Source organism: Kribbella sp. WER1 (assembly GCF_054189145.1).
Genome location: NZ_CM135186.1, coordinates 3807123 through 3833503 on the forward strand (window position 1 = coordinate 3807123; position 26381 = coordinate 3833503).

The following is a 26381-nucleotide window of genomic DNA, read 5'->3' on the forward strand; positions in this document are numbered from 1 at the left end:
ACTGTGTGCCCGTGAGTACACAGTCCGACCTCGCCGAGACGACTCGGCTGGAAGCGTTCAGTGACGGCGTTTTCGCGATCGCGATCACCCTCCTCGTGCTGGAGCTGCATGCTCCGGTGCTCGAGGGGGGTCAGCGGTTGTGGCCGGCGTTGCTGCACGAGTGGCCGCAGTTCGCGGCGTACCTGGCCAGCTTCGCGATCCTCGGCATCATGTGGGTCAACCACCACTCGATGTTCCGCCAGATCCAGCGCGCGGATCGCGGGCTGATGTTCCTGAACCTGCTGCTGTTGCTGTGGGTCACGCTGCTGCCGTTCCCGACCAGCCTGTTCGCGGAGCACCTCGAGGACAAGACGAGCAACGGGCACGTCGCGGCCGCGGTCTACAGCGCGACGCTGACACTGGCGGCGATCGCGTTCAGCCTGATCTGGTGGTACGTCCTGCGGCACCACCTGGTCGAGCACAACATGTCGAAGAGCGAGATCCGCAAGTCGCTGCTGCGCTACTCGATCGGTACGGTGATCTACGCGGCGACGATCGGGGTCTCGTTCGTCTCGCCGCGGCTCACGCTGGTGATCGTGTTCCTGCTGGCGCTGTACTACGGGTTCGAGCAGGTCAGGACCCGCGACGGAAACGCGTGACGTAGATGCCGGGGGCAACTTCGACGCGGCCGGTCTCGGCGTACCCGCGGGACGTGTACAGGTTCACCGCCGGGACGTTCGCCGATCCGGTCGAGACCTCGCTGACCGGCCGCGGTTCGAGCTCGTCGAGGCGGTCGAGCAGCGCCCGTCCGTACCCGCGCCGCGCGTACGCCGGATCCACGATCAGCCGGGAGATCTCGACGGTCCGCTCGTCCGGGTACTCGTAGGCGACCGCGCCGACGAGCAGCGACCCGTCGTACACGCCGAGCCAGTGCTCGGGCGCGGCCATCAACTCGTGTAGATCCTCCTGCAACGGCGGGATCCCGTCGAACCCGATCAGCTTGGCCTCCACTGCGTACGCGGCGTGCTGGATCGCGAGCAACCGCACGGCGAGCGAGCGGTCGGAGACGTCGACCGTGGTGATCACAGGCGGCACCCTACTATTGATGCCGCAGAAGTTAGCCGAGCCTAACCTGGGGGGATGTTGTGAACGCGAGGGTGTTCCGGGACGCGTACGGCGTACCGCAACTGCAGGCCGGGGATCCGCTCGCGTTGGCGTACCTGCAGGGTGTGAACGCAGCACGCGACCGGGCCTGGCAGCTCGAACTGGAGCGCCGGCGCTGCCTCGGGACGAGTGCCGCGTTCCTCGGCGTGGAGGCGGTCGGGTGGGACGTGTTCGCGCGGCAGGCGCGGCTCGCGGACACTGCCCGGACGTGCTTCGAGTCGCTCGACACCGAGACGCAGGAATGGGTCTCGGCGTACGTCGACGGGGTGAACCATGCGCTCGCGGGCGGGGCGCGGCGCGCGCCGGAGTTCGCCGAGACCGGGCTGACGCCGCAGCAGTGGGAGCCGTGGGCGCCGCTCGGGATCTGGCTGACCGTGCACATCCTGTTCGCCGGGTTCCCGTCGAAGTTCTGGCGGACGCATGTCGCGTCGATCCTCGGGGACGACGCGCTCGAACTCTTCTCGTCCGAGGGCCCGCACGGCGCCGGCAGCAACGGGTGGCTGATCCCCGGTACGCACACCGCCTCGGGTCAGCCGATCGTCGCCGGCGACCCGCACCGGTACATCGAGAACCCCGGCGTTTATCAGCAGATCCGGCTCACCTGCCCGGAGTACGACGTCTTCGGCCTGGCCGTTCCGGGCATCCCGGGCCTGGCGCACTTCGGCCACACCGGGACCGTCGCGTGGGCGATCACGAACGCGATGTCCGACTACCAGGATCTGTACGCCGAACAGCTCCGCCGGACAGCTACACGTGTAGAAGCGCTCGGCCCGGACGGATGGTCGCCGGCCACCGCGCACACCGAGGTGGTGGAGGTCGCGGGCGGGGATCCGGTCGAGGTCGAGGTGATCGAGACCGACCGCGGCCCGGTGATCACGGGGCCGGGTACTCAGGCGTTCTCGCTGCGGTATCCGCCGCGGGTGACCGGCAAGCTCGGGTTCGAGGCGATGGCTCGGTTGCTGCGTGCAACCACCGTGGCCGATGTCGACGCCGCCTTCGACGACTGGGTCGAGCCGGTGAACGTCGTACTCGCCGCCGACACCGCGGGCGGGCTCTTGCACCGGACGGCCGGCGTCGTACCGCGGCGCGCGCGGGACAACATGCTGCGCGTCGTACCGGCCTGGGAGCCCGGGCACGAGTGGGACGGCTGGCACGCGATGCCCCGCGCGGAGGTCGACGGGCCGGCAGTGATGGCCAACGCCCGCGAGTTGGCGGCGGAGCTGGGCGTCGAGTTCGCCGCGCCGTACCGGGCGGACCGGATCCGATCGTTGCTGAACGCCCGCAACGACTGGACGGCCGACGACATGCCCGACATCCACCGGGACACGCACCTCGGCTCGGCCGGCTCCGTCCTCGACCTACTCGCCGGCCTGGACGACCTCTCCCCGCAGGCAGTTGCCCTCCGCAACGAGCTGCTCGCGTGGGACCGGCACATGGACGCGACGAGTACGACGGCGTCGTCGTACGCCGCGATCCGCAAGGCGCTTGTCTCGCGCCTCACCGACCACTTCACGATGCTCGAGAACGCCGAGGTCGCGGACGTCTTCACGCCCTGGATGGACCCGCTGGCGCACGTGTCGTACGCGCTGGAGAACCTGCTGGCCACGGACCTGATCCCCGAGGTCAACGTCGGATGGCTCGCTCGCGAGGCTCTGGAGGAAGTCGCGGCCAACAGTCCGCGGCCGGCGTGGGGCGAGACGCATCAGCTTGCGCCGCTACACGCGTTGCGCGGTCCGGTGTTCGCGCCGTGGGAGCAGCCGTTCGACCTCCCGTTGTCCGGCGATCACCATTGCGTGATGTCGACGTCGAGCCTTCCTGGGCTGACCGATGTGTCGATCCGGGCGTCGGCGGCGCGGTATGCCTGGGATGTCGGGGAGCGCGCGGCCAGCCGGTGGATCGTGCCGCTCGGCGCGTCCGGCGTACTCGGCGATCCGCACCACCACGACCAGCTTCCCCTGTGGCTGAAGGGATCCCTCGCGCCCGTCGACGCCGAGGCCGTCCGCGAAGACCACAGCTACGAGCAGACCGTGGACGGCTTCGGGGCGGTCCGCGTCGAGGAGGCGGATCCGGAGCGGGACCTCGAGCTCATCCACGAGTGGGTGACGGCGGAGCGGGCTGCGTTCTGGGGGATGCGGTCGCTGTCGCGGGACGAGGTCGGGGAGATTTACCGGTTCTTGGATTCGGTGCCTACGCATCATGTCTATGTGGTTCGGGTGGACGGGGCGGCGGTGGCGTTGCTGCAGACGTACGACCCGCAGGCGGATCCGGTCGGGGCATCGTACGAGGTGGAGGCGGGCGACCTCGGCGTACATCTGCTGGTCGCGCCCGGGGACGCTCGGTCCGGCTTCACCGGGACGCTGATCGAGGTACTGCTGACCTTCATCTTCGAACACCTCGGCAACCCGCGGATCGTGGTGGACCCGGACGTACGGAATGCGCCGGCGATCGAACGCTTCCAGCGAAGCGGCTTCATCCTTGGCCCGCAGGCAAAGATCGCCCACCCCAACGGCACCACCAAAACCGCGCAGCTAGCCTTCCGCCGCCGCTAGACGCCGCCAGGTGGAGCGGATGATTTCTAGACGAGCGCCGGTGAAGCGGGCTGGGTCTTCGGTGTAGATAGCTTGACCTTCGGCGGACCAGAAGGCAGCCGCGGGTACGGCGGTGGCGCCGGGCGGGATGAACTTGAGGACCTCATCCACGGTCGCGACCGCAAGCCGGAGCGCCTCTCCGACAGTCGTGGGATCGTCGGCGGGGAGGTTCGCCGCCAGGTGATCGGCCAGCGCGAGCCACCGGCCGGGGTCGATCAACTCCGACGGCTCGGCACCGCCGAAGTCCGGATACTCGCCGGCGGATTCATGGTCGGGAAGGGCGAAGGCGTACTCGCGGTCCGCGCCGCACTCAGGGCAGGTCGCGTCGTACATACTCGCCAACTGCTCGTCCACGAGCCCGGTCGCGTGCTGCCAGTCGGCGTCGATGGCGCCGCAGTCGCAGGCAGTCAGATCGAGGTACAGCCGAGCTTCGTCGCGGCTGCGCGCGACGGGTAGTTGCTTCACTCGGACCTCCGTCGGTTCTCCTCGGCCTGCCGCCTGGCCCGCTCAAACGCGAGCAAGGTAGCAGCCCCACCATGAACAGGCGTCCACCGCGGCCACCCACCACCCGCAGGCGACACACCTCCACCATCCTCTGCGGGCATGGTGGGAAGTGGGGGTGGCGTGGGGTGGGTCTGTGGGGTCGGGACGAGGGCCTCCTGGTCTGGGGTGTGGAGGGTTAGGTAGGCGCGGCCGGTGGTGGCTTCGGGGATGTGCAGGCTGTGGCTGGTTCGGGTGAGGGTCAGGTCGTAGGTGACCTGGGTGCGGATGGTGATCAGCTGGCTCTTTTCGAAGCGGCTGCGTTCCGTGCGGGTGCCTCGGACGTCGGTGGTCGTGTCGGTGAGTTGGGCGCCGGTGGTTGCGGAGCCGCTGGCGTCGAGGGCGGAGTACGTGCCGGAGCTTGTCGTGGGCAGCAGGCGGCCAGTGGTGGTGGAGTGGGTGGTGGTTTGCTGGTGGCGGTTGACCTCGCCGAGTTCGCCGTCGAAGGGCTCGGTGATCACCTCGACCCTCGACACCCGTGCCCGGATCGTCACCGACACCGTGTCCTGCTTCGACCCAGCCACCTCGAGCGGCGCCAACGTGAACCCCTCCGCCGACGCCATCCGGCTGAACTGTGCGTTCCGCGCCGAAGCCGACAGCTTGTTCTCCAACTCCGCGCGATGCAGCCGTACGCCGTCCGCGCCGAGGAACTGCTTGTCCGCCAACGCCGACGCCACCGCATCCAGCAGATCCACCCGCCCGTCCGCCGGCCCGACGCCCTCCACGTGATACGTCGACGGCAGCTCCACCTCCTCGCGTACGACGGGCCGCGGCGCCACGTTCTTGCCGACAGCAACCGTCGGCATCAGCTGGACGACCTTCCCTGAGATCTCCCGCACCTTTGTTGCCACCGACAACCGCGGCGACACCCGCCGGCCGAGCGGCGTCCGCGTCGGCGCCGCCGAGTCGTGTTCGACCTCGACCCGCAACCGCAGCCCGCGCCGGACCCGGGTCATCCCGTCGAACCCGGCGATCCGCTCCAGCCGCGTCACCTGGTCGCCGGCGCTGGTCGCCGTCCCCTCGCTCCGGGCCGTACTCGCGGCCCCCGAATGCGCCGCGTCCACCGTCGCGTCGGCGCCCATCCCGGTCGACCGGCCGCTGCTCGTCGACCGGCTCTGGTCGCCGTACAGGTACCGCTGCACGATCCCGACGACGTCCTTGGCCTCCCCCAGCCGCTCCGCCTCGTCGACGAACTCGGCCGTGACTCGCACCGTCACCTGCTGCGCCGACAACTGCCCGGGCCGCCCGACCGGATAGCTCCGCGCGAACCCGCCGCGCCCGAGCATGTCCTCCAGCCGACCCCACCACCGCTTCCCGGCGAAGTCCACGAACAACGCCTGCGCGAACGCCGGATCCGCCGCCGGATCCACCCCGAACTCGGACCGCAGTACGTCGTACACCTCCGCCAGCACCTCGTGATCCGTACTCTCGATCAAGCTGAACCCGAGATGCTCCTGGTAATGGGCCGGCAGCGCGATCTTCGGCGGCGCCTGCAACCGCAGGATCTTGGCCAACCGGTCCACCGCCGACCCCGGAACCGGCCGCGGACTCGGCCGCAGCTTCGCCGCCAGAGCCTCGACGGTGTGCCCGGACGACAACGCCGGAACGGGCGTCCCACCCCGGCGGGCCGCTGCGAGATCGGCGACGTACTGCCGCACCACGCCGACCGCCGCCCGCCGATCCAGCTCCAGGTCCCCGTGCAGGAACCGCTCGACCGCGTCGGCGACCTGCTGCAGCGGAAGCGCGAGCTCGTTCTGCGCATAGAACCGCAGCGCCTCCCGCTCGGCGAGCTGGAACACGGTCCCGGCAGTCACCTCCGACGACTTGTTGCCGACCGCAAGCGACAGGTCCGCGTCGGCCGTGAACACGTAGTGCCGTCCGGTCTCGACCGTCAGCCGTTCGACGCCCCAAATGTCCTGGTCCGACTTCGACACCGAGCTGTTCGTACCCAGTGAGGCGTTTGCCCCGCCACCGGAGACGTCCTGCGTCACGCCGGCCGACGCCTGCGCGCTGCCGCCGTACGAACGCGCTTTCCCCGATCCATGACTGCCGAGCGCGAGGTTGATATCGCCGCTCACACCCTCGGTCACCGCAACCACCTGCGCGTTCTGCAGCCGGCCGGTCAGCGTCACCGCGATCCGCCGCGAGACCCCGGCCAGCGCGGGTAGGAGGAGCGTCGTGCGGTACCCGGTGCCGGTCCATTCCGGGTGTGCCAGCAGGTTCCGCGGGTTGAGGAAGACGCCGAGCTGCTGCAGCGCGGTCGCCTCGGAACTGATTGCCTTGGGCAACTTCGCTGCGAACTCGGCGGACCCGAGCGCAAGCAGGTTCATCCGCTGCAGGACGGACGGCAGTACCGGCCCGGACGGCGCGGTCGCCGGCAGCGGTTCGGCGTACGGCAGCAGGTCGCCGTCGATCAGCACCCGCGCACTCTCGGATCTACTCGTGTGGAAGGTCTCGTTGTCCTCGCTGACGGAAAGCGTGTGCGGTACGTCGAACACTGCGACCGGCGACGTACTCTCCAGCAGGGTGACCTGGTTGATCGTGCCGCCGGTGAACCAAGCGACCGCCCGGCCGAGCGCCTGCCGCCCGTACGAGAGCGACACCTTCGCCTCGGCCGAACTCATCGCCAGCGGATCGGCCCGCCACGGCCACACCTTCGTCCGGGACATCGACCGCCCGGCGGTCTCGGAGCCGATGTTGAGCCGGACGACCGCCTCGTCGTTGGTGACCCCCACCGGTTTCGCCGCGTGTTGCTCGATCCCGATCCGCAGGACGACGGTCTGCACCGGCTGGGCGGTCCGGGCATGGGTGAGCGTGACAAGGATCCCGTCCCGGGCGGCGACGTCGTACCCGGCCTCGAGCCGCTCGGTCGACAGCTGCTCGCGGAGCTCCTCGAGGTTGAGCAGCTGGGCATGCCGTTCGACCGGATCGGTGGAGAGCTTGCCCAGATCCGGCTGACCGTTGCGGTCCAGCGGCGGTACGAACCCGCGCTCGGCGAGCCGTCCGACGATCGCCTCGAACGCGGCCTGTCCACCGGTGACGTCCTGCAGGTTCCACGGCCCCGCCGCGTTCAATCGGCCTGTCGAGTCCGTCGCCCACGCGGGCAGTTCCAGCTTCCGCCCGGGTACGACGCCCTGCGCGTCGACCTCGCCGTCGACGGTACGGCCGCCGGTGTGCACCGCATTCTCGTCGACGGGCAACCCGTGCCGGTACGCGTCCCGCACCCGGATCCGGGCGACGACCGTACTGTCGCCGTTCGCCACCGCCGCCTTGCCGTCCAGTACGACGGTGACGACATGTTCCAGCACCATCCGGTACGCCTGCGTCGGCCCGGTGAACCGCTGCACGCCGACGTGGATCGCCGTACCGCCTCCGGACAGCCCGTCCGACCGGGTCGCCGACCGGCCGCCGCTGACGTTCGGGCCGACGTCCGTGCCGTCCGCCGCGACGTCGTGGACGGCCGCACCGTCGTACCCGGCCTTGGCCGATGCCGCGGTGGACGCGCCGAACGTCTGCTGGGTGCTCGTGCTGCTGAACCCGATCCGCACCGACTCCTGCCAGTGCTCTGTACTCTGCACGCCGACCAGCTCGACCTTCTCGTACCGGATCCGCGTGCTGACGCCGACGTGTCCGACCGGCTTGCCGTCGACGGTGAGCGGTCGCAGTACCACGTGATCCGTGGAGTCGGTCAGCCGGCCGGGGAGGTCGTTGTTGAGGACCGCGTGCAGCTGCTCCTCGACCTGGGCTCGGCCCGCGCCGAGCTTGGCGAGACGGTCCGCGTTCGCGTCGATCACGTCGTCGGTCAGTTGCCCCAGGCCCTCGACGGAGGAGAGCACATGCGCGGGCAGTCGTCCGTTCGCAAGGTCGAGGCGTTGGTTGGTGCGCTGGGCGGCGGTCGTATATGCGTGTGAGACCCAGGCGCGCAGCTCGTCGTTGCTCTCCGCAACCGTCTCGGTGCGCGACCATCCGGTCGCCCGATCGGTCCGTACGTCGAGGTGCCAGGTCGCCTTGCCGGTGTACAGGACGGACTCGCCGCGGTTGTCCTCGACGGCGCCGGGCTGCGCGTACTCGGCGGCGTTCCCGGTGACGCTGCGGCTGCGACCGAGGTCGAGTTCACCCTTCAGCGTGAGATCGCCGAGCCACGGCTGGTGGGTGGCGGCACCGAGCAGCTGCAGGAGCGCCTTCATCGGCACGGTGAACGCCGTGCCGAACTTAGACGTCGCGGTCGTCGCAAGCCGCCGACCGCCCTGCGGGAAGACGCCGTGCATGGTCTCGGACGCCTTGATCTTCGGGTCGCGGACCTCGACCAGCTCGGCAACGGAGAGCTTGATGCGGAGCTCGGCGCGGTCGCCGACCCGGAGTACGACGCCATCACTGCTGAGCGCTCGTCCGAACTCGGCGCTGAGCAGCTGCTGCAGCTGATCCGTCGTGAAGACCTGGTCGATGTTGTTGGCAACAAGAGTTGCGTTGAGGCGAGCGGTGAGCGCGGCCAGGTGCGGCAGGCGGCCGGTCGGATGCATGCTCGGCAGCGCTGCGGCCGGCGGGGCGATGCTTTGCAGGGCGGTCTGGTACGCCGCGACTTCCGCGGCAAACTTGTGCGCTTCGGCAACGAGGCGCTGCGGTGCGGCGGTGTCGGCGTTCTGCAGGAGTTGGGTGTAGCCGGCGCGGGCCGTTGTGAGCTTGGCCAATGCCTGCTCGTAGTTGGCGGCCATCTTTTCGTGCCACTCGGCCAGGTCGGTCCGCTTCTGCTCCTCCGCTTGCGCCTCGCGCTGGCGTGCGAGCGCGCCGTTGTCCTTTGCACTCTGAGCTTTCGCCAGATCTTCCCTGGCTTCCTGGGCTTCCGCGATCGCCTCTGCGGCAGCGGCATGCTTGCTGTCGGCAAGAGATCTGAGCCCCGCGATGGTCTCGTCCAAGCCGGTGAGTTGGCGGGCGATCGCGGCCTTCAGTTCGGCCCGTGGGTCTTGCGGGATCGGCGAGTCCCACGGCAGCGTCGGCGGCACGTGACCACGCTTCGCGATCGCGTTGACGAGACCTTCGATGTCCTGGCGGAGCTGTAGTTGCTCTTGGCCCCAGGCGACGGACCAGCGGCGCTGGAGGTAGCGGAACTCGTTGTACTGGGCATCAACGCACGCGTTCGGTCCGGTGCCGGTGAGGCGGTGCCAGAGCCGTCGGAGGGGACCGCCATCCGGGGCGCGGAGTTCTTGCAGGGTGTGACTCAGCTCGTGGACCCAGACCCGGGTCAGCTGACTGTCGGCAACCCCAGCGGAGACGGTGACGACGTGCGGATCCTCCGCCGTACCACCCCGCGCCTCAGTCCCCGCCAGCCGCCCCCGGCGCACCACCCCAACCTGCACCCGAAAGTGCTGCGCCCCGCCGGAGGTAGGCACAACAACCCGTCCGACGACCTGCACGCCGTCCTGCAGGGCTGGCTGCGCACTGGACTGCACGTCGTGCTGCACGGAGGGCTGCCCGGTGGGCTGCACGTTGTGTTGCCCGGTGTGTTGCCCGGTGTGTTGCCCGGTGTGCTGCCCGGTGGGTTGCAGGGGGTGCTGCGCGGAGGGCGGCCCGGTCGGGTGCGCGGCTGGTTGCACGGTGGGGTCGCCGGTGGCGAGTCCGCCGAGGTCGGACGCGAGGACGCCGGCGACGGCGGCAAGCACGCGGCCGGTGGTGAGCGGACCGTCTGCAGCTTCGCGGCCGTTGGCGACGTACCGGGTGCCTTTGACCTGCGGCGAATACGTTTTCCGACCGTTTCCAAAGTTTCCTGGATCGTCGTTCGTGGCCGCCGAACGCGGCTGCTCCGGCGCAAGCTCTTCAGCACGCCGGACGACCTCGTCCGCAGCAACCCGATGAGCAGCCGCACGAAGTACATCAGCCGCCGAGCGCGCAGACCGGCCGTCCACCGCGGGTCCGGCATCCGCCGCGGACCGGCCGCCCACCGCGGGTCGTGTATCCGGCGCAGGGCGAGCGTCCGGCACGGAGCGGGGATCCGGCACGGAGCGATTGCCCGGCGTGGGGTTTGTGTCCAGCGCACGTTCCGTGTCCGCTGCGGGACGCACATCCGGCGCACGGCGCGTGTTCGGGGTGGGGTGGGTGGCTGGGTGGGCTAGGTGTTCGGCGATTCGGCGGGTGGCTTCGGTGTTGAGGGTCGCTTGGGAGATGCCTGGCTGGGTCAGGTTGGTGGTGAGGCGTTCGAGGGTTTTGGCGGGGATGGTTACCTGGCGGCCGTCGGGCGTGGTGACGCGGATGCTGCCGTCCTGCAGGTGGATCGCGTCGAGGGCTGCGACGGCCGTGTGGACGGCGACTTCCGCGACGCTGAGCGGGGCTTCGAGTTCGTGTAGGAGGTCGGGGAGGGACAGGTCCTGGTGTACGGCGCTGTTGCCGGAGGTTGTGTGCTGGACGTGGGCGTCGAGGGTCAGGTGGCCGTTGGCGACGTGCATCCGGAGTCGCACCACGTGACCGTCTGCGATCAGCTCGTGGACTCGTTGCTCCAGGCTCGCGAACTCCGGCGCGGGGATCGTCGTACCGGGCGGAATCAGACCTCGGGCCCGGTCCCGGGCGAATGCCCAGTCGAGCGGGATCCGTGGTAGCGGCTCGGGCTTGCCGCGCGGGTTCGCGAGGCCCTCAGGTGGGAGGACCTCGTGCAGTTCAAGGACGACCTCGGACTGGTCGCCGAAGCTCCACCTGGCGCGGTTCGCGGTCTGGTTCGAGACGACCTCGCCCGCGACGGGACCGAGGGACGGGTCGTACGGCGCCGGTGTCAGGTACGTCGGCCGGTGCCGGCCCGGGGTGGTGTCCTGTTCGGTGATCATCTCCTCGGCGATCCGCCGTACGTCGGCGGGACCGTACACGTCACGCGTCTCCGAGGGCACGGTGCTGTGCGGATCGGTGACCTCGACGGTGTACTCCAACGAGTCGACCGTCGCGTGCCGCCCGGCGGCCTTCGTCACGGTGACCTGCACCTGATACCCGTCCCGCACCAGCTCGGCCCATCGGGCTTCCACCGCGGCGAGCACCTGCGGATCGGACACCAGTTCGACCGGGACCGGTCGGGCCAGGCCGGCCTCCGTGACCGCGATTCCGAGCGTGTCTCCGACCTTCGCGAGTACCGGCGGTGCAGGGCTGATTGCCGGGCGTGGGAGTCCGCCAGGGAGATCCGCCTGGTCGAGCAGCTCCTCGTACGCGGCGATGCGGTTCGCCAGGTGTTGCTGGACGTGTGCGAGCGACTCCGGCGTACCGGATGCGACGTGTGCATCCACGGCGTCGGCCGCGCGCACGATCTCCTCGAGGGCGATCAGGCGCTGTTCGAGGAGCGGTTTGCCGACCGGTTCGGCGAGCATCCGGGCGAGGGCCCGGGCGGCGCCGGCGCGGATCTGGTCGGTAGGACCGCCGATCACGCGATGAGCCGGCGACACCTGGCCGAGGTCCGGGAACTTCTTGTGCGTACCGTGCTCGTCCGCAATCCCTTCGTACAAAGCGATTGCGTGCTCGAGACGGGATCGCGCAGTGTCGGACGGTTCCGCGTCCAGCGCGGCCGCCAGGTGGTCGATGCGTTCGAGCATCTCGAGCCGGTGCGTCTGCGCGACGCGGTCCGTGGTCGTGAGGTTGTCGACGTACGCGCGCTCAGCGGCGGCCCGCACGCGGTCCGTGTACTCGTCCGCGCGGACCTCCGTCGGCGACGAGAGGAAGGTGTCGCGCAGTTGCTGGATCTGGTCGAGCAACTGGGCGACGAGGTACTTGCCGATCGCCGCCTGCCGGTTCAGGTCGCTTCGGTCGATCGTCTGCTTCGCGAGGTCGGCCGCGTTCACCTCCTTCCGGTGCAGCTCAGCGCGCCGGAACAGCATCCGCGCGACCGGCGTACCGGTCACGCCGCCCACCGCGCCCGCCAGCGTGACGACCACGCTCACCGTGTCGAGGTCGAAGACCTGATCCAGGACGAGCACGCCACCCGCGGCACCGATCGCCGCGAACGCGACCTGCTGCAGATACACCCAGTACTTCGACTGCCCGGGCGGCCGCGCGCCCTCCGGCAACTGCGGCGCGGTCGGGAACGTCGCGCGGTCCGCGATCCGATCGGCGAGGTCGACGCCTCGGTGCGCAGCCGCCAACTGATGGAGTTCGCGGAGCGCGGTGTCGACCTGCTGCAACTGATCCGTGAGTACGTCGACCAGCGCCTGGCCGCGGACGGCGTCGCGCTCGGCCTGATCCCAGAACTTCTGCGCGTCACTGGCCCGCTCCTCGAGGTTGACGAAGATCTTGTCGCCGACCGCGCCCAGCAACAGACCGGTGACCGCCGGGCCGACCGCGTTCACCAGTGCCTGGGTTACCGCGTCCAGGTGTTGCGTCGGGGCCGGGTTCTGCGTCGGGGCCTGGTTCTGGGTCGCGGCGAGGTGGCTGAGGAGGCGGCGGGCCGCGGCCGTGACGTTGTCGATCGCCTGGGCGCCCGCCTGGATGCCGAATCCCGGCGTACCGGGTGATTCGTAGGTCTCGGGTTCGGTGGTCGCGCGCGGTGCGGTGGGCGTGGTGCCGGTGAGGAGGGCGTGGAGGTCGGCGATGTGGGTGCGGTAGTCCTGGAGGAGGTCGACGAGCTGGTTCTGCAGGGCTTTCGGGTCGGCGAGCTGGTTGAGGACGGTGCTGTTCACGCGGCCGAGACGGAAGTCGAACTTCTTCATGTCGACAAGTCGCTCGGCCAGGGACTTGGCGACTGCCGACATGCCGATCACGACGACGGCGGACATCGCGGGGATGCCGGAGATCGTGAGTGCCGCGGCGGTGCCGGACGCGGCGAGGAGAGGTACGGCGTGGCGGACCAGGTAGTGCGCCTGTTGTGTTGCTCGGGGCATCTTGGCTTGGTCCAGCGGGGCCGCTGGGGCGCCGTCGAGGAGGCCGGTCATGCCGGGGTAGCGGCGGTTGCGGACTTCGCGGTCGGCGTCGTACGCGGGTTGTCTGCCGGTTTCCTTGCGGCCGTCCAGCCAGCGTTCGGTGAGGGCGCCGACGAGGGAGTTGACGATGGTCGGTACGGAGAGGGCGATGCCGGTGACGGCGCTGCCGGTGGCGACGTAGCCGGCTGATCCGATCAGTACGGCCGAGAGGACGGAGCCGCGGACGGCCTTCACGACGTACGCGCGGGATGGGACGCGGTCGTCCTTCGGTGAGCGGCGGTCAGCGAAACGTTGCGCGATCGCGCTGTCGTCGGGGGTGAGGAGGGTGTGGAGGAGGTCGGAGTTGGGTTGCTCGGTGCCTAGGCTCATGGAGGCGATCAGGCTCGCCATCAGGCCGCGGAGGTGGCGGCGGCGGGTCATCGAGGCGGAGGCGTCGTGTTCGGCTGCCAGAGCGCGGGTCCCGGCGAGGGCACCGTGGTCCTCGGCCTTCAGGAGCGGGTCGTGCGCTGGATCGCTGTCGGGGCGGAGGGTGGGGTGCTCGTCGGCGGCTGCCAGTTGGGCGGGCGTTGGGTCGAGGGTGGCGGCGGCGGTCTCTGCCAGGACGCGCGCTGCCACGGCTGAGGCTTCCGCGAGGGACATACGGTCGGAGAACGTCACCTCGGCGGGGGCATTCGGCACGGCGACGTACTGCGCGACTGTTGTCGCGTCGAGTGGCCCTACCCGCACCTGCAGGACGAAGGTGCGGCCGTCTGCTCGCGTCACCTCGTACCGGCTCGCCCCCACCTGCACCACATCAACCACACCCGCTGCCTGCTGTACGTCCGCACTCAGAACAGCCCGACCAACCTCCACCCCCACCAACAACCACCCAGGCAGGAACCTGTCGCCCCGTCCAACAACCTCGCCCTCCACCGGCCCCACCCGCCCGGTGCTTGCCCCGTCCCCGAGTACCGCTCCACGTCGTCCGACGACGTGCTGCGCTTCGGATGCGGCTGCACGCTCAGTTGCTCGATCAGCAGTGGAGGCGGCCGACGTCCGCTCGGAGGCCGGGTGTGTGGCTGAGTTCGGGTGTGCGGCGGGGGTCCCGTGCGTGGTGGGAGTCGCGTGCGTGGTGGGTGTTGGGCGTGTGGTGGGGGTGGGGTTTGGTTGAGTGGATTGGTGGGTGGGGGTGCGGGCTACGGATGGGCGTAGGTGGGTTGCGAGGGTGGGGATGGGGGCTTGGCGGTGGGTTACTGATTCGCCGGTGGTGGGATCGTGGACTTGAGCGGTTGCCTCTAGCAACTTTGTGGTGGGGTTGGTTGTGAAGGTCAGGTCGACTTCCAGGCCTCGGCGTACGGCGTGTTCGATTGCGTCTTCCAGCCGCAGGAAGGCGTGCCAGGGGACGTGGGCGTCGGCGGGCAGTACCGCGCCGTTCTGGAAGAGGGACCAGCCGGGGACCCTTCCCTGTAGGCGTGGGCCGGGGTGCTGGGTTGCGTTCGGTTGGGGGTGGACTTCGCGGATTCGGAGTACCTGGTCGCCGTGCTCGTTGACGAAGAGCTCGTTGCGGCCCCAGGTGGACGGGGTCAGGTTGGGGTGACCAGTACTGTTCCCGGTTGCAGGAGTTGGGCGTGCTTGCGGTTCAGGATCAGGGTTACCTTGCGAGTCTCCGGGCTGGTTCCTTCGAAAGAGTGGAGTTCTATGCCCTGGACCTGGATTGTCTGGGTTGTGCCTTCGATCTGCAGGATCGTTCCGGTCTGGATCGTGCCGCTCTGCAGTTCGCCCGGGACCAGTAGGCTGCCCCGGCTCGCCAGGTCGAACGTCGACTCGATCGTGAACTTGATCGCGGTCATGCGCTCTCAACCTTTCCAGTGCGGGTGCTTCGCTCGCGTAGGCCTCGTCTTCGAGGTGCTTGAGGTTTTCGGTGTCGACGTCGGCGCCGGAGCGGAGCTGGTCCGTGTGCGTCTTCTCGTGGGCCAAGGTCGCTACCAGCGTCTCACGATCGGCGAAGGCTGCTGGGCCCAGGCGGATCTGTGCGCCGCCGAGCTCGGCGGGGGTGCAGGCGCAGGCGCCTTGGCAGTCGAGGTAGCGGATCTCGTCGGACTCTGTGACTACGACGACCTCGATTTCGGTGAGATCGATGCCGGCTGCCGCGGCGGCTTCGGCGATCGTCTCGGCCGTGCGGTCCAGGCCGCCACCGTTGTCGACCACGTCCTGGTTGGAACGCTCGGAGCCTCGCGAGTACAGGGTGTGGGCGTGCTGGGCGGTGGTCGCCTCGTGGGGTGTGGCCGGTGCTCTCTCTTGGGGGGTGGTCGGTGTCGCGTCGATGGGTGACGTTCGCGACGGGTCGTGCTGTGACGCCGGGGTCTGCTCGTCTGGTGAGGTCGGTGCGGGTTCGTGCTGTGCCGCCGGTGCCAGCTCGTGGGGTGTTGTCGACGGGGCGACTGATCGGGTGCGGGTGGGACGGGGTGCGGGTGCTTCGGCGGGCGTCGTGGGTGCGGGGACGGGGACTGGTGCGGCTGTTGGTGCGTACGCCGTCGCAGTGGGGGAGGTGGTTTCGGTGGGAGTTGCGGCGACGTTGGGGGCGGCGTCGGGCGTGGGGGTGGTGGCCGGATCACCTGTCACGGCGGGTCCTTGGTCACCCGAGGTGTCCGCCGCGCGCGGTGCTGGTCTGCCGTTGTTCGAGGCACCGTCGACCGTCGCGTTCCCGGTGGTGTTCGCCGTCGTGCTCGTGGTGGGGGTCGTGGCGGTGTTTGTTGTGGTGTTCGCGGTTGGGGTGGCGTTCGTGGTGGGTGAGCTGTTGGTGGGGTTGGTCGTGGTTGGTGAGGTTGTTGTGGAGGCAGGCTGCTGAGGTGTGCTCTGGGTGGGGGTTTGGGTGGCCGTGGGTTGGGCTGTGGCGAACTGGGTGGCGGGTGGTTGGGCGGTCGCTGGTTGGGCGGTGGAGGCGTGTGTGGGTGTTGGGGCGGCGGTTGTTGGTTGGAGGGTGTTGGTTGAGGCGGGATCCGCGCCGGGGGTCTGTTGGGCGTCGGAGGCTTGCTGGTGGGCGGACGGTTGTTCGTCCGGCGCTTGTTGGTGGTTGGGGGTCTCTTGATCGGCGGGGTTTTGGTGGTCTTCGGGTTGGGTTGTGCGTTGGGGTTGGTGGGATTCGGAGGTGGTGTTGTGGGAGGGGGATGTGTTGTGGGCGGTTGAGCTGGTGACAGCACCACCCGTGCTCGTACCGCTTGAGGTTGCAGCTCCTGAACCAGATGTTCCAGCAGTCGACGTACCTGCGCCTGGGGTGCCTGTGGTCGATGGGTCTGGGGTGGGGGTTGGGTTGGTGGGGGGTGTGTGGGGTGGGTCGGGGGTGTAGGGCGGGAGGCCTCGGATTTCTCGGGACCAGTCTCGGGTGGATTGGCCGGCTATGTCGCCGGTGTGGACGGCGGCTATTCGGCCGGCGCCGAGTACGCCGGCGTTGAAGCCGCCGGTGACTATGGCGTGGGCGTATTCGGCGGGGTTGACCAGCTGTTGCCAGTTGCCGTCGGCGATGGATTGGGCGGCGCTGCTGGTGATGGGGGACGAGATGCCGTTGACGACGAAGGCGTGACCGCTGTGTTCGAGGAGGTCTTTGCCGCGGCCGCGGATTCGGAGGAGGTCGGCGGCGCGGCCGGCGGGGGCCGAGCCGAGGCGGCCGAGGGGGCTGAGTTTGCGGCCCAGGGGTTCGCCCATGATCCCGGCGCCGCCGGCGACCAGGACCTGGCCCCAGTTCATGCCGTCGGGGCGGTAGCCGCGTTGGATGTCGAGTTGCTGGCCGATGACCTCGGTCACGCTTTCGTCGACGAACTCCTTCATCAGTTCGCCGCCGAGGCGTCGCAGCGCGGTGGAACCGGCGATTTCGGCGCCGTGTCCCATCAGGCCGGCGGCACTGCGGATCAAGGCCGCGAACCGCTGCACCAGCATTCTCGCCAGCTGCCAGCGGATCAAGTCGCCGGCCCCGGGCGGCAGCGCGAAGGTCGCCGCGAAGAAGACCGCGTTCATGATGAGTTCGGAGTAGATCTGGTCCTTGATCTGTGCGACGGTCTGCGCCAGGTTCCAGCACATCTGCGCGACCTGGCCGAACGAGTCGGCCGCCGAGGCGTATCCGTCGGCGCCGAGGTTGCGGGCGATGTTCTGGTGGTACAGCAGGCCGGTGGCGTCCTTCCACACGCCGGGCAGCTGGTTGTTCTGGCCGGACGCCGCGGTGATCGTGTCGCGCATCGCGACGTCGAGGCGGTGCCAGTTGTCGCCCATCCGCCGGGCCGCGTCCTCGTCGGTCCGCGGCCAGATGTTCGTGTCACTGAACTTCTGCAGCCAGTCCCACAGCGGGCCGGTGGGCTCGGGAATCACTCGAGCCTGCGCAACCGGTCGGTCTGCTGGTGGGTCAGCTCCATGTAGTGCATCACGATCTTGTTGCCGTTGGCCCCCATTGCCTGGAAGTTGCCTTGCGCGCCCTCCGCGACCTTTTCCAACTGGGGCTTGGCGGCGTTGTACTGCTGCCGGAACGCAGCACTCAGGTCGTCCATCCCGGTCCCGACCTTGGCCTCGTCGGCGGCGAGCGCGGGTGCGGCGGCGGCCCAGGCGGCGCCGATGATCTTGCCGGCGTCGGCGATCCCGCTGACGGCCGCGTTCGCCTCCGCCGGGTACATGTCGATGTCGCCGGTCGCGCCGGTGCTGATCGGGTGCGGTGCCTCGCTCATCGCGCTGCCTCCAGCTTGTTCAGGAGCGGGCCGAACGCCAGCCCCTCGGCCTCCGGACCGGCGCCGACGAGTTCCCGGCGTACCTTGTCCTGCGCCTCCTGGTACGCCGAGTTCACCGTCGCGCGGATCTGTTCCGCGAGCGCGGTCGCGTCCTGGCGGCGGAAGATCCGCGGGTCGAGGTCGAGCTCGACGAGTTCGCCGTACACGCCGACTGTCGCCTCGATCAGGCCGTCCGGCGACTCCGCCGTACCGGTGGTGTCGGCGACCGCGGCGCGGATCCGCAGGGCCTCGCGGTTCAGTTCCTCGAGCTGTCCGAGGCGTGCCTCGTCGCCGACGCGGTCGTTGTCACGCGAGCTCATCGTGCCTCCCTCAGCCGGAACCTGATTGCAGTTTCCGGCGCCCCGAGCAGGCCCGGACCCGGTTGACCTCTTCCGGCCATCGGCGGCTGTACGCCGGTCCGCGACCGCAGGCTCGTACCCGTGAAGACCAGACGGATCGGGGCCGTACTCGCGGCCGGCGCCCTTTTACTGGGCCTCGGCGCCCAGCCCGCACTCGCGGCGCCGCCGAAGGGCGCCTGCCAGAACCCGGAGCCGGCGCACCCCGTCGTCCACCTGCTGCCGTGGGCGCAGCAGCTGCTGATGCCGCAGCGCTCCTGGCCGTTCAGCAACGGCAGCGGCGTCACGGTCGCGGTGATCGACTCCGGCGTGGATGCCGACCACCCGCAGCTGCATCGCCCCGGGAAAGTCCTCCCAGGTCGCGACTTCTACCTGGTCGGCAAACTCCCCGGCAACTACGACTGCGTCTCGCACGGTACGGGCGTGGCCGGCATCATCGCCGCCGACGGCAAGCCCGGGATCGGCTTCCAGGGCGTCGCGCCGGGCGCCAAGATCCTCCCGGTCCGGGTCAGCGAACGCGAGGCCGACAACAACGGCAACACCGAGCTGATCGACCCGCTGATCCTTGCCAAGGGCATCCGGTACGCCGTGGACGCCGGCGCGCGGGTGATCAACCTGTCGGTGTCCGGCGACCAGGACCAGAAGCCCGTCCGGCAGGCGATCGCGTACGCGGTCCGCAAGGACGTCGTCGTGGTCGCTGCCGTGGGCAACCGTCAGGGCCTCGACGACGGACAGCTCCCGTCGTACCCGGCGTCGTACCCGGGCGTGATCGGCGTCGGCGCGATCGACAACACCGGCGCCCGCCTGAACGCCTCGCAGGTCGGCCCGTACGTCGACCTGGTCGCGCCCGGCGCCGGCGTCCTCAGCACCACCCGCGTCGCCGGTCACGCCTACGACGACGGCACCAGCTTCGCCGCCCCGTTCGTGTCCGGTACGGCGGCCCTGGTCCGCGCCGCGTGGCCGAAGCTGACCGCCGCCCAGGTCGCGCAACGCCTGCTGGCGACGGCGACTCCGGCCCGCGGTGGCCGGGACAGCATGGAGTACGGCGCCGGCATCGTCGATCCGTACCGCGCGGTGACGGAAGCAATGGCGGGTGCCGGCCGCGCCCTGCCCGCGGCTCACGTCGTACCGCCCGACCAGCAGCAGCTCGCGATCGCCGCCTGGTGGCGCGCCCGCGGCCTGGAGGCTCGGACCGTCGCGATGCTCGCCGCCGGCGCGATGACCACGATCCTGTTGCTCAGCTGGCTGGTCGTCACCGGCCACCGCCGCCGCTGGGCGGCCGCGCGCTCGAAGACCTCGTCGTCCCCGAGGCCCGCGCCGGATCTCCCGCCGGACTTCCTCTTCACGCGCTGAAGAAGCCCCGGCCGCCGGCGGCCGGGGCTTCTCGTGGTGCTGCCCGTCAGACCCGCAGGCTGGCGGCGATCGCGGAGGTGGTGGCCAGCGTCGACTGGCCGTCCGCCGCGCACTGGTCGACGACGCTGCCGCGGTTCATCAGGTCGGTCCCGTGGGCGTGCGCCTCGTTGACCATCTTGGTGACGTTGGCGAAGTACTCGTCGAAGTCCCGGCTCACCCAGGCGTTCTCGGGCTGCAGCGCCGCGGCGACGCCCTGGTGGTCGGTCGCATCGGTCATGTAGTTCTGACCGATGTTCTTGTAGCCCTGGGCGGCGTCCATCATGCCGCCGAACTGCTGGAAGATCTCAGCCATCGATGCGTTCCTCTCTGTCCCGTGCCGCGTCAGGCCGTCGGCATGTTGACGGTCGTCAGCGAGTGCACGTTGTTCATGCTCAACTGGCCGTAGTGGTTGGTGATCTGGCTGACCCCGTCGGAGTGCATCTGGGCCTGTGTCTGGCCCTTCAGGTGCGCCGCCTGCCGCCAGTTCTCGTGGCCCTGCACGTTCACCTGCGAGGCCTCACCACGGAACGACGCCGTCGAGAGGTCCATGGTGTTCGACTCGGACCGGCCGATCTTCTCGCCGACCGAGTCGGCGAACATCGCGGTCTGGTTGGCATGGTGCGCCATCGGGTCGGTCAGACCCTGGATGAACATCCCGGACATCACTGTCTCCTTCCTTCATGGATGTGTCAGCCACAAGCTAGGTTTCGGCCGCCGCCGCCCGGCCCCGGCGACACCTTCCTGCCATCCGGCTCCGGCCTCGCTCCGGCGGCGTGAAGATCGCAGCGGACAGCCGAAAGGGTTGGTGGTGCGAGATGGCGACGATGATGGTCCGGCGGCCGATGCGACGGCCCGCTCCGGAGCTCCCCAGCGGCGAACTGTTGCTGGAGGCACCGCCCGAGGTGCCGGAGCCGGGCGGCCGGCAGTGGACGCAGATGTTGATGGTGCTGCCCATGGTCGCGATGATGGGCGCGATGCTGCTGCTGTACTCGAGCAGCATCGTGAACGGGCTGCGGTACGTGATCTTCGGCCTGTTCGGGCTCGCGATGGTCGGCATGATCCTGATGTCGGTGCTCAGTCGCAGCGGCGCCGGCAAGGCCGAGATGGGCCAGGCGCGCCGGACGTACCTGCGGCATCTCGCCCAGCAGCGGCTTCGGCTGGGCCGGTCGATCGGCCAGCAGCGCGATGCACTCGCGTACCTGCACCCGGAACCGGAGTCGTTGTGGGCGTTGGCCGGCAGCTATCGCCTCTGGGAACGCCGCCAGGACGACCCGGACTTCGGCGCGACCCGGATCGGCGTCGGCCCGCAGCACCCGTCGACCACCGTCGTACCGCCGGACACGCAGCCGCTCGAACGCCTGGAGCCGCTGTCCGCGTTGGCGTTGCGCCGTTTCGTCTCGACGTACGCCGCTGTGCCCGGGCTGCCGTTGGCGATCGCGGTGACCGGCTTCGGGCGGATCTACCTGCCCGGCGACCGGGGCCGCTCCGTCGCGCTGGTCCGGGCGATGATCGCCCAACTCGTCACGCTGCAGGCGCCCGACAACCTCCGGATCGCCGTCTGTACGTCGAACCGCGACGAGTGGGACTGGGCGAAGTGGTTGCCGCACGCCCTGCATCCGGAGCGCGGTGACGCCCTCGGTCCGCTGCGGCTGATCGCCCCGTCGGTGACCGCGATCGAGGCGATGCTGGACGACGTACTGACGAACCGGCCGCGGTTCGACCCGGACGTCGCGGGGCGGGTGTCAGGGCCGCACCTGGTCGTGATCCTGGACGGCGGCGAGGTCGACGGCTCGGATCATCTTCTGGTCGGGGCGGGACTCGAAGGCGTCACGGTGCTGGACCTGACGATGACGCCGCCGCGGGCAATCGACTCGACCGCGATCAGCCTCGACGTCGATGCCGACGGCAATCTCTCGGCGGAGACGATGGAGGGCGAGGAGCGGCTGGGGTTCGCCGACGGGCTGGACGTCGCGACGCTGGAGGGTCTGGCCCGGCAGCTCGCGCCGTTGCGGTTGACGGCCGGTTCCCAGGGCGATGCGCCGCTGAGCGCGGACCTCGGGCTGGCGGAGTTGCTCGATCTCGGCGACCCGTACGACTTCGACCCGAACGACACCTGGTTGCCGCGGCCGAGCCGGGACCGGCTGCGGGTGAAGTTCGGGCTGCGCGCGGACGGGCAGCCGATCGAGCTGGACCTGAAGGAGTCCGCGCAGGAGGGCATGGGCCCGCACGGCCTGCTGATCGGCGCGACCGGCTCCGGCAAGAGCGAACTGCTCCGCACGCTGGTCCTCGCGCTGGCGATCACACATCCGCCGCGGTCGCTGAACTTCGCGCTCGTCGACTTTAAGGGTGGCGCCACGTTCACCCGGCTGGACAAGCTCCCGCACACCAGCGCGGTGATCACGAACCTTGCCGAGGAGCTGCATCTCGTCGACCGGATGACGGACGCGATCAACGGTGAGCTGCTCCGGCGCCAGGAGCTGTTGCGGGCCGCAGGCAACTTCTCCTCGCTGCGCGACTACGAGAAGGCCCGCGCCGCCGGTGCTCCGCTGGAGGAGGTGCCGACGCTGCTCGTGATCTGCGACGAGTTCAGCGAGCTGCTGACCGCGCGGCCGGACTTCATCGACATGTTCGTCCAGATCGGGCGGGTCGGGCGGTCGCTCGGCGTACATCTTTTGCTTGCGAGCCAGCGCCTGGAGGAAGGCCGGTTGCGCGGGCTCGAGACGCACCTGTCGTACCGGATCGGGCTGCGGACGTTCTCCGATATCGACAGCCGGACCGTGCTCGGCGTGAACGACGCGTTCCAGTTGCCGAGGGCACCGGGTCACGGGTTCCTCCGGGTCGGCACGGACCCGATGGACCGGTTCCGTTCGGCGTACGTCTCCGGCGTCCACCGGCGCCCGTCGGCGAACGGTCTCCCGGTGGCGCCGGACAACTCGATCGAGCTGCTCGACTACTCCAGCGGGTACGTCGCGCCCGCGGTCGCCGAGGAGGAAGAGGAGAACCCGGATCCGGACGGCGCGTTCGACGAGACCGTCGGCGAGACGCTGCTGGACATCCTCGTCGACCGCTTCGACGGCAAGGGCCGGCCCGCGCACCAGATCTGGCTGCCGCCGCTCGACCAGCCGCCCGCACTCGGCGACGTACTGCGCAGCGCCGGCGATCTGGTCCGCCCGCACAGCCTGACCACGGTCGCCGGGATCGTGGACCGGCCGCTTGACCAGCGCCGCGATCCGCTGTTGCTCGACCTGTCGGCGGGCGGCGGTCACGTCGCGGTCGCGGGCGCCCCGCAGAGCGGCAAGAGCACCACGCTGGCGGCTGTCCTGACCGGGCTGGCGCTCACACACACGCCCGAGGAGGTGCAGTTCTACTGCTTCGACTTCGGCGGCGGCGTGCTCTCCGCGCTGCGCGACCTGCCGCACGTCGGCGGTATCGCGGGCCGCCAGGACACCAACGCGGTACGGCGTACCGTGATCGAGCTGCTCGGGATCATCGCCGAACGCGAGAAGGCCTTCGCCGCGGCCGGGATCGACAGCATGCAGACGTACCGCGAGCGGCGCCGCCGGGGCGAGGCCGGCGATTCGCCGTACGGCGACGTGTTCCTGGTCGTCGACGGCTGGCAGACGATCCGCAACGACTACGAGGACCTGGAGCAGGCGCTCGGCGACATCGCGACCCGCGGTCTCGCGTACGGCGTCCACCTGGTGATCAGCGTTGCCCGTTGGTTCGACCTACGGAACCAGATCCGCGACCTGTGCGGCACCAAGCTCGAACTCCGGCTGGGCGACCCGATCGACTCGCTGATCGACCGACGGTGCGCGATCCTGGTCCCCGAGCACTCCCCCGGCCGCGGCATGACGACCGGCAAGCACCACTTCCTGATCGCGGCGCCGCGGCTGCAGGACGGTACCGAACGGGTCGCCACCGGGCTCGCCGAACTGGTTGCCACGATCAACGAGGCGTGGCCGGGCGCGCAGGCACCGCAGGTCCGGCTGCTGCCCGGCGACGTCGCGTACGAGACCGTCGACGGGGCGAGCTCGCGCGAGCAGGGCTTCGCGGTCGGTGTCGCCGAGAGCACGCTGGCGCCGGTCCTGCTCGACCCGATCGCGAACCCGACGTTCATCCTGCTCGGCGACACCGGCTCCGGGAAGTCCGGCTTCCTGCGGACGCTGGCTTCGCGGATCCGGGAGACGCATACGCCGGACGAGGCGCGGATCGTCGTCGTCGACCACCGGCGCAGCCTGATCGGCGGCGTCGAGAGCGACCACCTGCTCGGGTACGGCATGAACCACCAGGCGAGCGCCGAGCTGATCGCCGGGCTGGCGAACATCCTGCAGGAACGCGTGCCAGGTCCGGACGTGACGCCGCAGCAGCTCCGGGACCGGTCCTGGTGGAGCGGGCCGGACATCTTCGTCCTGATCGACGACTACGACATGGTCGCGTCCTCGGAGAACCACCCGTTGATGCCGCTGCTGCCGTTCATCCCGCAGGCGTCCGACCTCGGGCTGCGGATCTTCGTCGCCCGCCGGACCGGCGGCGCGATGCGCGGCCTGTTCGAGCCGGTGCTGGCCCGGATGCGGGACGTCGGCTCCCCCGGCCTGCTGCTGTCCGGCAGCCGCGAGGAAGGCCCGCTGCTCGGCGGCGTCCGCGCCCAGCCGATGCCACCCGGCCGCGGCTGGCTGATCAGCCGCCAGGGCACGAACCAGCTGATCCAGCTCACCAACCCCCCGACGGACGATCGCCAGGTCGTCTGACCATCCAGAAGGAGGATCATCCATGGCAGCCGACAACAGCGGCGGAGACGTCGTCCACGTCCAGGACGTCGACGCCCTCGACACATCCGCATCCGAACTAGGAACGGTGGCCGGCACCTTCCACGACGGCCTGGCGTCCGCGGGCGCGAAGGCCGGTGCCGCGGGCGCCGCCGGCGGGACCGCCGAGAGTCAGGTGTTCATGCAGCAACAGCAGCAGGCACACGATCTGCTGGCGCAGTTCATGACCAAGACCGCGGGCGGTCTGGAGGGCTACCACGGCGCGGCCCAGCAGCTGTCCAACGAGCATCACGGCCTGGTCCATCTCACCCGCAGCCGGCTGCAGACCCTGCTCCGGCCGCACGACGGGGCGGTCCCCAACGACCGGGCCTTCACCGTTCACCCAGCCGGAGGGAACTGACATGCCGACGGACTACGGAGCCGGCGCGATCGGGGCGCAGACCGTTGAACAGCTGCAGGCGGTGATGAACGACATCGCCGCGAAGGCCCAGGCCGACGCGGGCCTGCGCCCGTCGCTGCAGCAGGCCGCGGAGATGTGGCAGGCGTCGTACGACACGCTCAACAACACGGCGCAGACCTTCCGGGCGGCGAACAACAAGCTCATGTCGAACTGGCTGAGCCCGGCACCGGTCGCGGTCTACAAGGACGCCGCCGAGGCGTCGACGAACTCGCTGACGAACGCCGCGACCGCGATCATCGGCGGTGCCGGCGGTGGTGAGTCGATCCCGGTGATGCTGACCGGGCTCGCGACCTATATCGGGCAGGTGGCCACGGCGACCGCGGCGGCCAAGGAGGCGCTGGACAAGGCGGTCGAGACGTTCAGCCAGGACGTCGGCGCGCAGCTGCTGGAGAAGCTGTTCGTGGACATCAACCGTCCGACGGTGGTCCAGGCCGGGGCGCAGTTGAGTGCGTTGGCGGCGGAGTACGAGCGGGTCGGGCCGCAGATCGTCGGGTCGGCTCAGAGCATGCAGTGGAAGGGCCCTGGCGCCGGCAACACGTTGCCTGCTGGTACGCCGGCCGGGTCCGGGAACCAGGGTGGTTCGCCGGGTGGGGGCCAGGGCGGTCAGCAGGGCGGGCAAGGTGATCAGCAGGGTGGTGCCGGGCAGGATCAGCAGGGTGGCGATCAGGCCGGGCAGCAGGGTGACCAGCAGGGTGGTCAGAGCGGTGGGGATCAGCAGGGGCAGGTTCCCGGTAGTGACGTGCCGGGTAGCCAGGTGCCGGGGAGCCAAGTGCCTGGGACCGGGCTCGCCGGGTTGCCGACGTTGCCGAAGGCGCCGTTGGTGCCGCCGTCGCTGGAGCAGTTCGCGCCGCCGAACGTTCCGATGACGCCGACCACTCCGGCCGCCAGTCTCCCGGTCGGCGGCCTGCCGCTGCCGGGTGTCGGCGGCGGTCGCGGGATCGGCGGTGGTGGGCTCGGCGGCGGCCTGGGTGGCGGGATCGGTGGCGGTGTCGGCGGTGGGATCGGGCACGGGAAGTCCGACCTCCCGAAGGCCGGAGTGGTCGGCCTGAACGGCGACAAGCAGATCGCGCGCGCCGGCGAACAGCTCACCCCGCAGTCAGCGCCGACCGGCGGCCGGGCTCCCGGTTCACCGACCGGCAGCGGTCTCGCCGGTACGCCGGGTTCCGGCGCGGGCGGCGGTGGCGGCGTACCGCCGATGATGCCGCCGGGCGCAGGTGCCGCCGGGATGGGCGGTGGCGGTCGCAGCAGTACGTCCGGTACGGCGGGAACGATCCGCCCGGCCGCCCGGAAGCGGGACCGGCAGAGCGAGGAGACCCCCGGCGTACCGACCGGGCTGCGCGGGAAGGCCGGCAAGGACCTGCCGGGTGCGTTCCCGGTGGCACCGGCGAACACTCGGCGCCGGCAGGAGAAGGCGCCGGTCGAGACCCTCCAGCTCCTCGACGAGGACCTCTGGAAGGTCGAGGACACCGACACCGCACCGCAGCGCCACTACGCGAACTGATCCGCAACAACGGAAGGGCCCGGCTC

15 protein-coding genes and 1 pseudogene are annotated in these 26381 nt (G+C 70.0%); 7 read left to right on the top strand and 9 right to left on the bottom strand.

Going from position 1 to position 26381, the window contains the following annotated elements:
* Window positions 1–11 precede the first annotated feature (11 nt).
* Window positions 12–638 (top strand): TMEM175 family protein, encoded by a 627-nt coding sequence (locus ACXJJ3_RS18390; protein ID WP_458171401.1) that lies wholly within the window; start codon window positions 12–14, stop codon window positions 636–638.
* Here the strand turns inward: ACXJJ3_RS18390 and ACXJJ3_RS18395 are convergent.
* Window positions 613–1065, bottom strand: coding sequence for a GNAT family N-acetyltransferase (locus ACXJJ3_RS18395; RefSeq protein WP_458171402.1), 453 nt, complete (start codon window positions 1063–1065; stop codon window positions 613–615). The two genes, ACXJJ3_RS18390 and ACXJJ3_RS18395, sit on opposite strands and share 26 nt — an antisense overlap.
* A 59-nt stretch (window positions 1066–1124) precedes the next feature.
* On the opposite strand from ACXJJ3_RS18395, the gene ACXJJ3_RS18400 reads away from it, so the two are divergent.
* Window positions 1125–3692, top strand: coding sequence for a GNAT family N-acetyltransferase (locus ACXJJ3_RS18400; RefSeq protein ID WP_458171403.1), 2568 nt, complete (start codon window positions 1125–1127; stop codon window positions 3690–3692).
* On the opposite strand, the gene ACXJJ3_RS18405 is transcribed toward ACXJJ3_RS18400, so the two are convergent.
* The 3 genes from ACXJJ3_RS18405 to ACXJJ3_RS18415 all read right to left on the bottom strand — a co-directional run bounded on the left by ACXJJ3_RS18405 (window position 3672) and on the right by ACXJJ3_RS18415 (window position 14979).
* Entirely contained in the window at window positions 3672–4196 is a 525-nt protein-coding gene (locus ACXJJ3_RS18405) for a hypothetical protein (RefSeq protein ID WP_458171404.1), read from the bottom strand. The two genes, ACXJJ3_RS18400 and ACXJJ3_RS18405, sit on opposite strands and share 21 nt — an antisense overlap.
* On the bottom strand, window positions 4193–13951 hold the full coding sequence (locus ACXJJ3_RS18410) for a hypothetical protein (protein ID WP_458172031.1): 9759 nt from the start codon (window positions 13949–13951) through the stop codon (window positions 4193–4195). Before ACXJJ3_RS18410 ends, ACXJJ3_RS18405 begins: the two co-directional genes overlap by 4 nt.
* 761 nt (window positions 13952–14712) lie before the next feature.
* The gene (locus ACXJJ3_RS18415; RefSeq protein ID WP_458172032.1) at window positions 14713–14979 is read right to left on the bottom strand and encodes a hypothetical protein; all 267 of its coding nucleotides are present in this window, start codon (window positions 14977–14979) and stop codon (window positions 14713–14715) included.
* Window positions 14980–15686: 707 nt separating this feature from the next.
* On the opposite strand from ACXJJ3_RS18415, the gene ACXJJ3_RS18420 reads away from it, so the two are divergent.
* Window positions 15687–15977 (top strand): hypothetical protein, encoded by a 291-nt coding sequence (locus ACXJJ3_RS18420; protein ID WP_458172034.1) that lies wholly within the window; start codon window positions 15687–15689, stop codon window positions 15975–15977.
* A 1130-nt stretch (window positions 15978–17107) separates the two neighbouring features.
* On the opposite strand, the pseudogene ACXJJ3_RS18425 reads toward ACXJJ3_RS18420, so the two are convergent.
* The 3 genes and pseudogenes from ACXJJ3_RS18425 to ACXJJ3_RS18435 form a co-directional block, all read right to left on the bottom strand.
* A pseudogene (locus ACXJJ3_RS18425) lies at window positions 17108–17488 on the bottom strand (WXG100-like domain-containing protein); the annotation flags it as partial.
* The gene (locus ACXJJ3_RS18430; RefSeq protein WP_458171405.1) at window positions 17485–17838 is read right to left on the bottom strand and encodes a hypothetical protein; all 354 of its coding nucleotides are present in this window, start codon (window positions 17836–17838) and stop codon (window positions 17485–17487) included. The pseudogene ACXJJ3_RS18425 and the gene ACXJJ3_RS18430, both read right to left, overlap by 4 nt.
* Window positions 17835–18197: a YbaB/EbfC family nucleoid-associated protein gene (locus ACXJJ3_RS18435; RefSeq protein WP_458171407.1), complete on the bottom strand. Its 363-nt coding sequence runs from the start codon at window positions 18195–18197 to the stop codon at window positions 17835–17837. The genes ACXJJ3_RS18430 and ACXJJ3_RS18435 overlap by 4 nt, the downstream gene beginning before the upstream one ends.
* A gap of 120 nt (window positions 18198–18317) precedes the next feature.
* Between ACXJJ3_RS18435 and mycP the strand changes: the two genes are divergently transcribed.
* Window positions 18318–19586 (top strand): type VII secretion-associated serine protease mycosin, encoded by a 1269-nt coding sequence (gene mycP, locus ACXJJ3_RS18440; RefSeq protein WP_458171409.1) that lies wholly within the window; start codon window positions 18318–18320, stop codon window positions 19584–19586.
* A gap of 46 nt (window positions 19587–19632) precedes the next feature.
* Here the strand turns inward: mycP and ACXJJ3_RS18445 are convergent, their stop codons facing one another.
* Both ACXJJ3_RS18445 and ACXJJ3_RS18450 read right to left on the bottom strand, forming a co-directional pair.
* Window positions 19633–19938, bottom strand: coding sequence for a hypothetical protein (locus ACXJJ3_RS18445; protein ID WP_458171410.1), 306 nt, complete (start codon window positions 19936–19938; stop codon window positions 19633–19635).
* Window positions 19939–19967: 29 nt separating this feature from the next.
* On the bottom strand, window positions 19968–20288 hold the full coding sequence (locus ACXJJ3_RS18450) for a hypothetical protein (protein WP_458171411.1): 321 nt from the start codon (window positions 20286–20288) through the stop codon (window positions 19968–19970).
* Window positions 20289–20440: 152 nt separating this feature from the next.
* Here ACXJJ3_RS18450 and eccCa point away from each other — a divergent pair, with 152 nt between their 5' ends.
* Genes eccCa through ACXJJ3_RS18465 form a run of 3 tightly spaced genes read left to right on the top strand, consistent with a single transcriptional unit; the run spans window position 20441 to window position 26355 of the window.
* On the top strand, window positions 20441–24376 hold the full coding sequence (gene eccCa / locus ACXJJ3_RS18455; protein WP_458171412.1) for a type VII secretion protein EccCa: 3936 nt from the start codon (window positions 20441–20443) through the stop codon (window positions 24374–24376).
* Window positions 24377–24398: 22 nt separating this feature from the next.
* Complete coding sequence (locus ACXJJ3_RS18460; protein ID WP_458171413.1) at window positions 24399–24794, top strand: hypothetical protein; 396 nt, start codon at window positions 24399–24401, stop codon at window positions 24792–24794.
* A 1-nt stretch (window position 24795) separates the two neighbouring features.
* Window positions 24796–26355 carry a hypothetical protein gene (locus tag ACXJJ3_RS18465; RefSeq protein WP_458171414.1) on the top strand — a complete coding sequence of 520 codons (1560 nt, stop codon included), beginning with the start codon at window positions 24796–24798 and terminating at the stop codon, window positions 26353–26355.
* Window positions 26356–26381: the final 26 nt, after the last annotated feature.

Coding starts and splice junctions, on each gene's coding strand:
- ACXJJ3_RS18415 (WP_458172032.1), bottom strand. CDS start 14,979: ATGACCGCGATCAAGTTCACGATCGAGTCGACGTTCGACCTGGCGAGC.
- ACXJJ3_RS18430 (WP_458171405.1), bottom strand. CDS start 17,838: ATGAGCGAGGCACCGCACCCGATCAGCACCGGCGCGACCGGCGACATC.
- ACXJJ3_RS18435 (WP_458171407.1), bottom strand. CDS start 18,197: ATGAGCTCGCGTGACAACGACCGCGTCGGCGACGAGGCACGCCTCGGA.
- ACXJJ3_RS18445 (WP_458171410.1), bottom strand. CDS start 19,938: ATGGCTGAGATCTTCCAGCAGTTCGGCGGCATGATGGACGCCGCCCAG.
- ACXJJ3_RS18450 (WP_458171411.1), bottom strand. CDS start 20,288: ATGTCCGGGATGTTCATCCAGGGTCTGACCGACCCGATGGCGCACCAT.
- eccCa (WP_458171412.1), top strand. CDS start 20,441: ATGGCGACGATGATGGTCCGGCGGCCGATGCGACGGCCCGCTCCGGAG.
- ACXJJ3_RS18460 (WP_458171413.1), top strand. CDS start 24,399: ATGGCAGCCGACAACAGCGGCGGAGACGTCGTCCACGTCCAGGACGTC.
- ACXJJ3_RS18465 (WP_458171414.1), top strand. CDS start 24,796: ATGCCGACGGACTACGGAGCCGGCGCGATCGGGGCGCAGACCGTTGAA.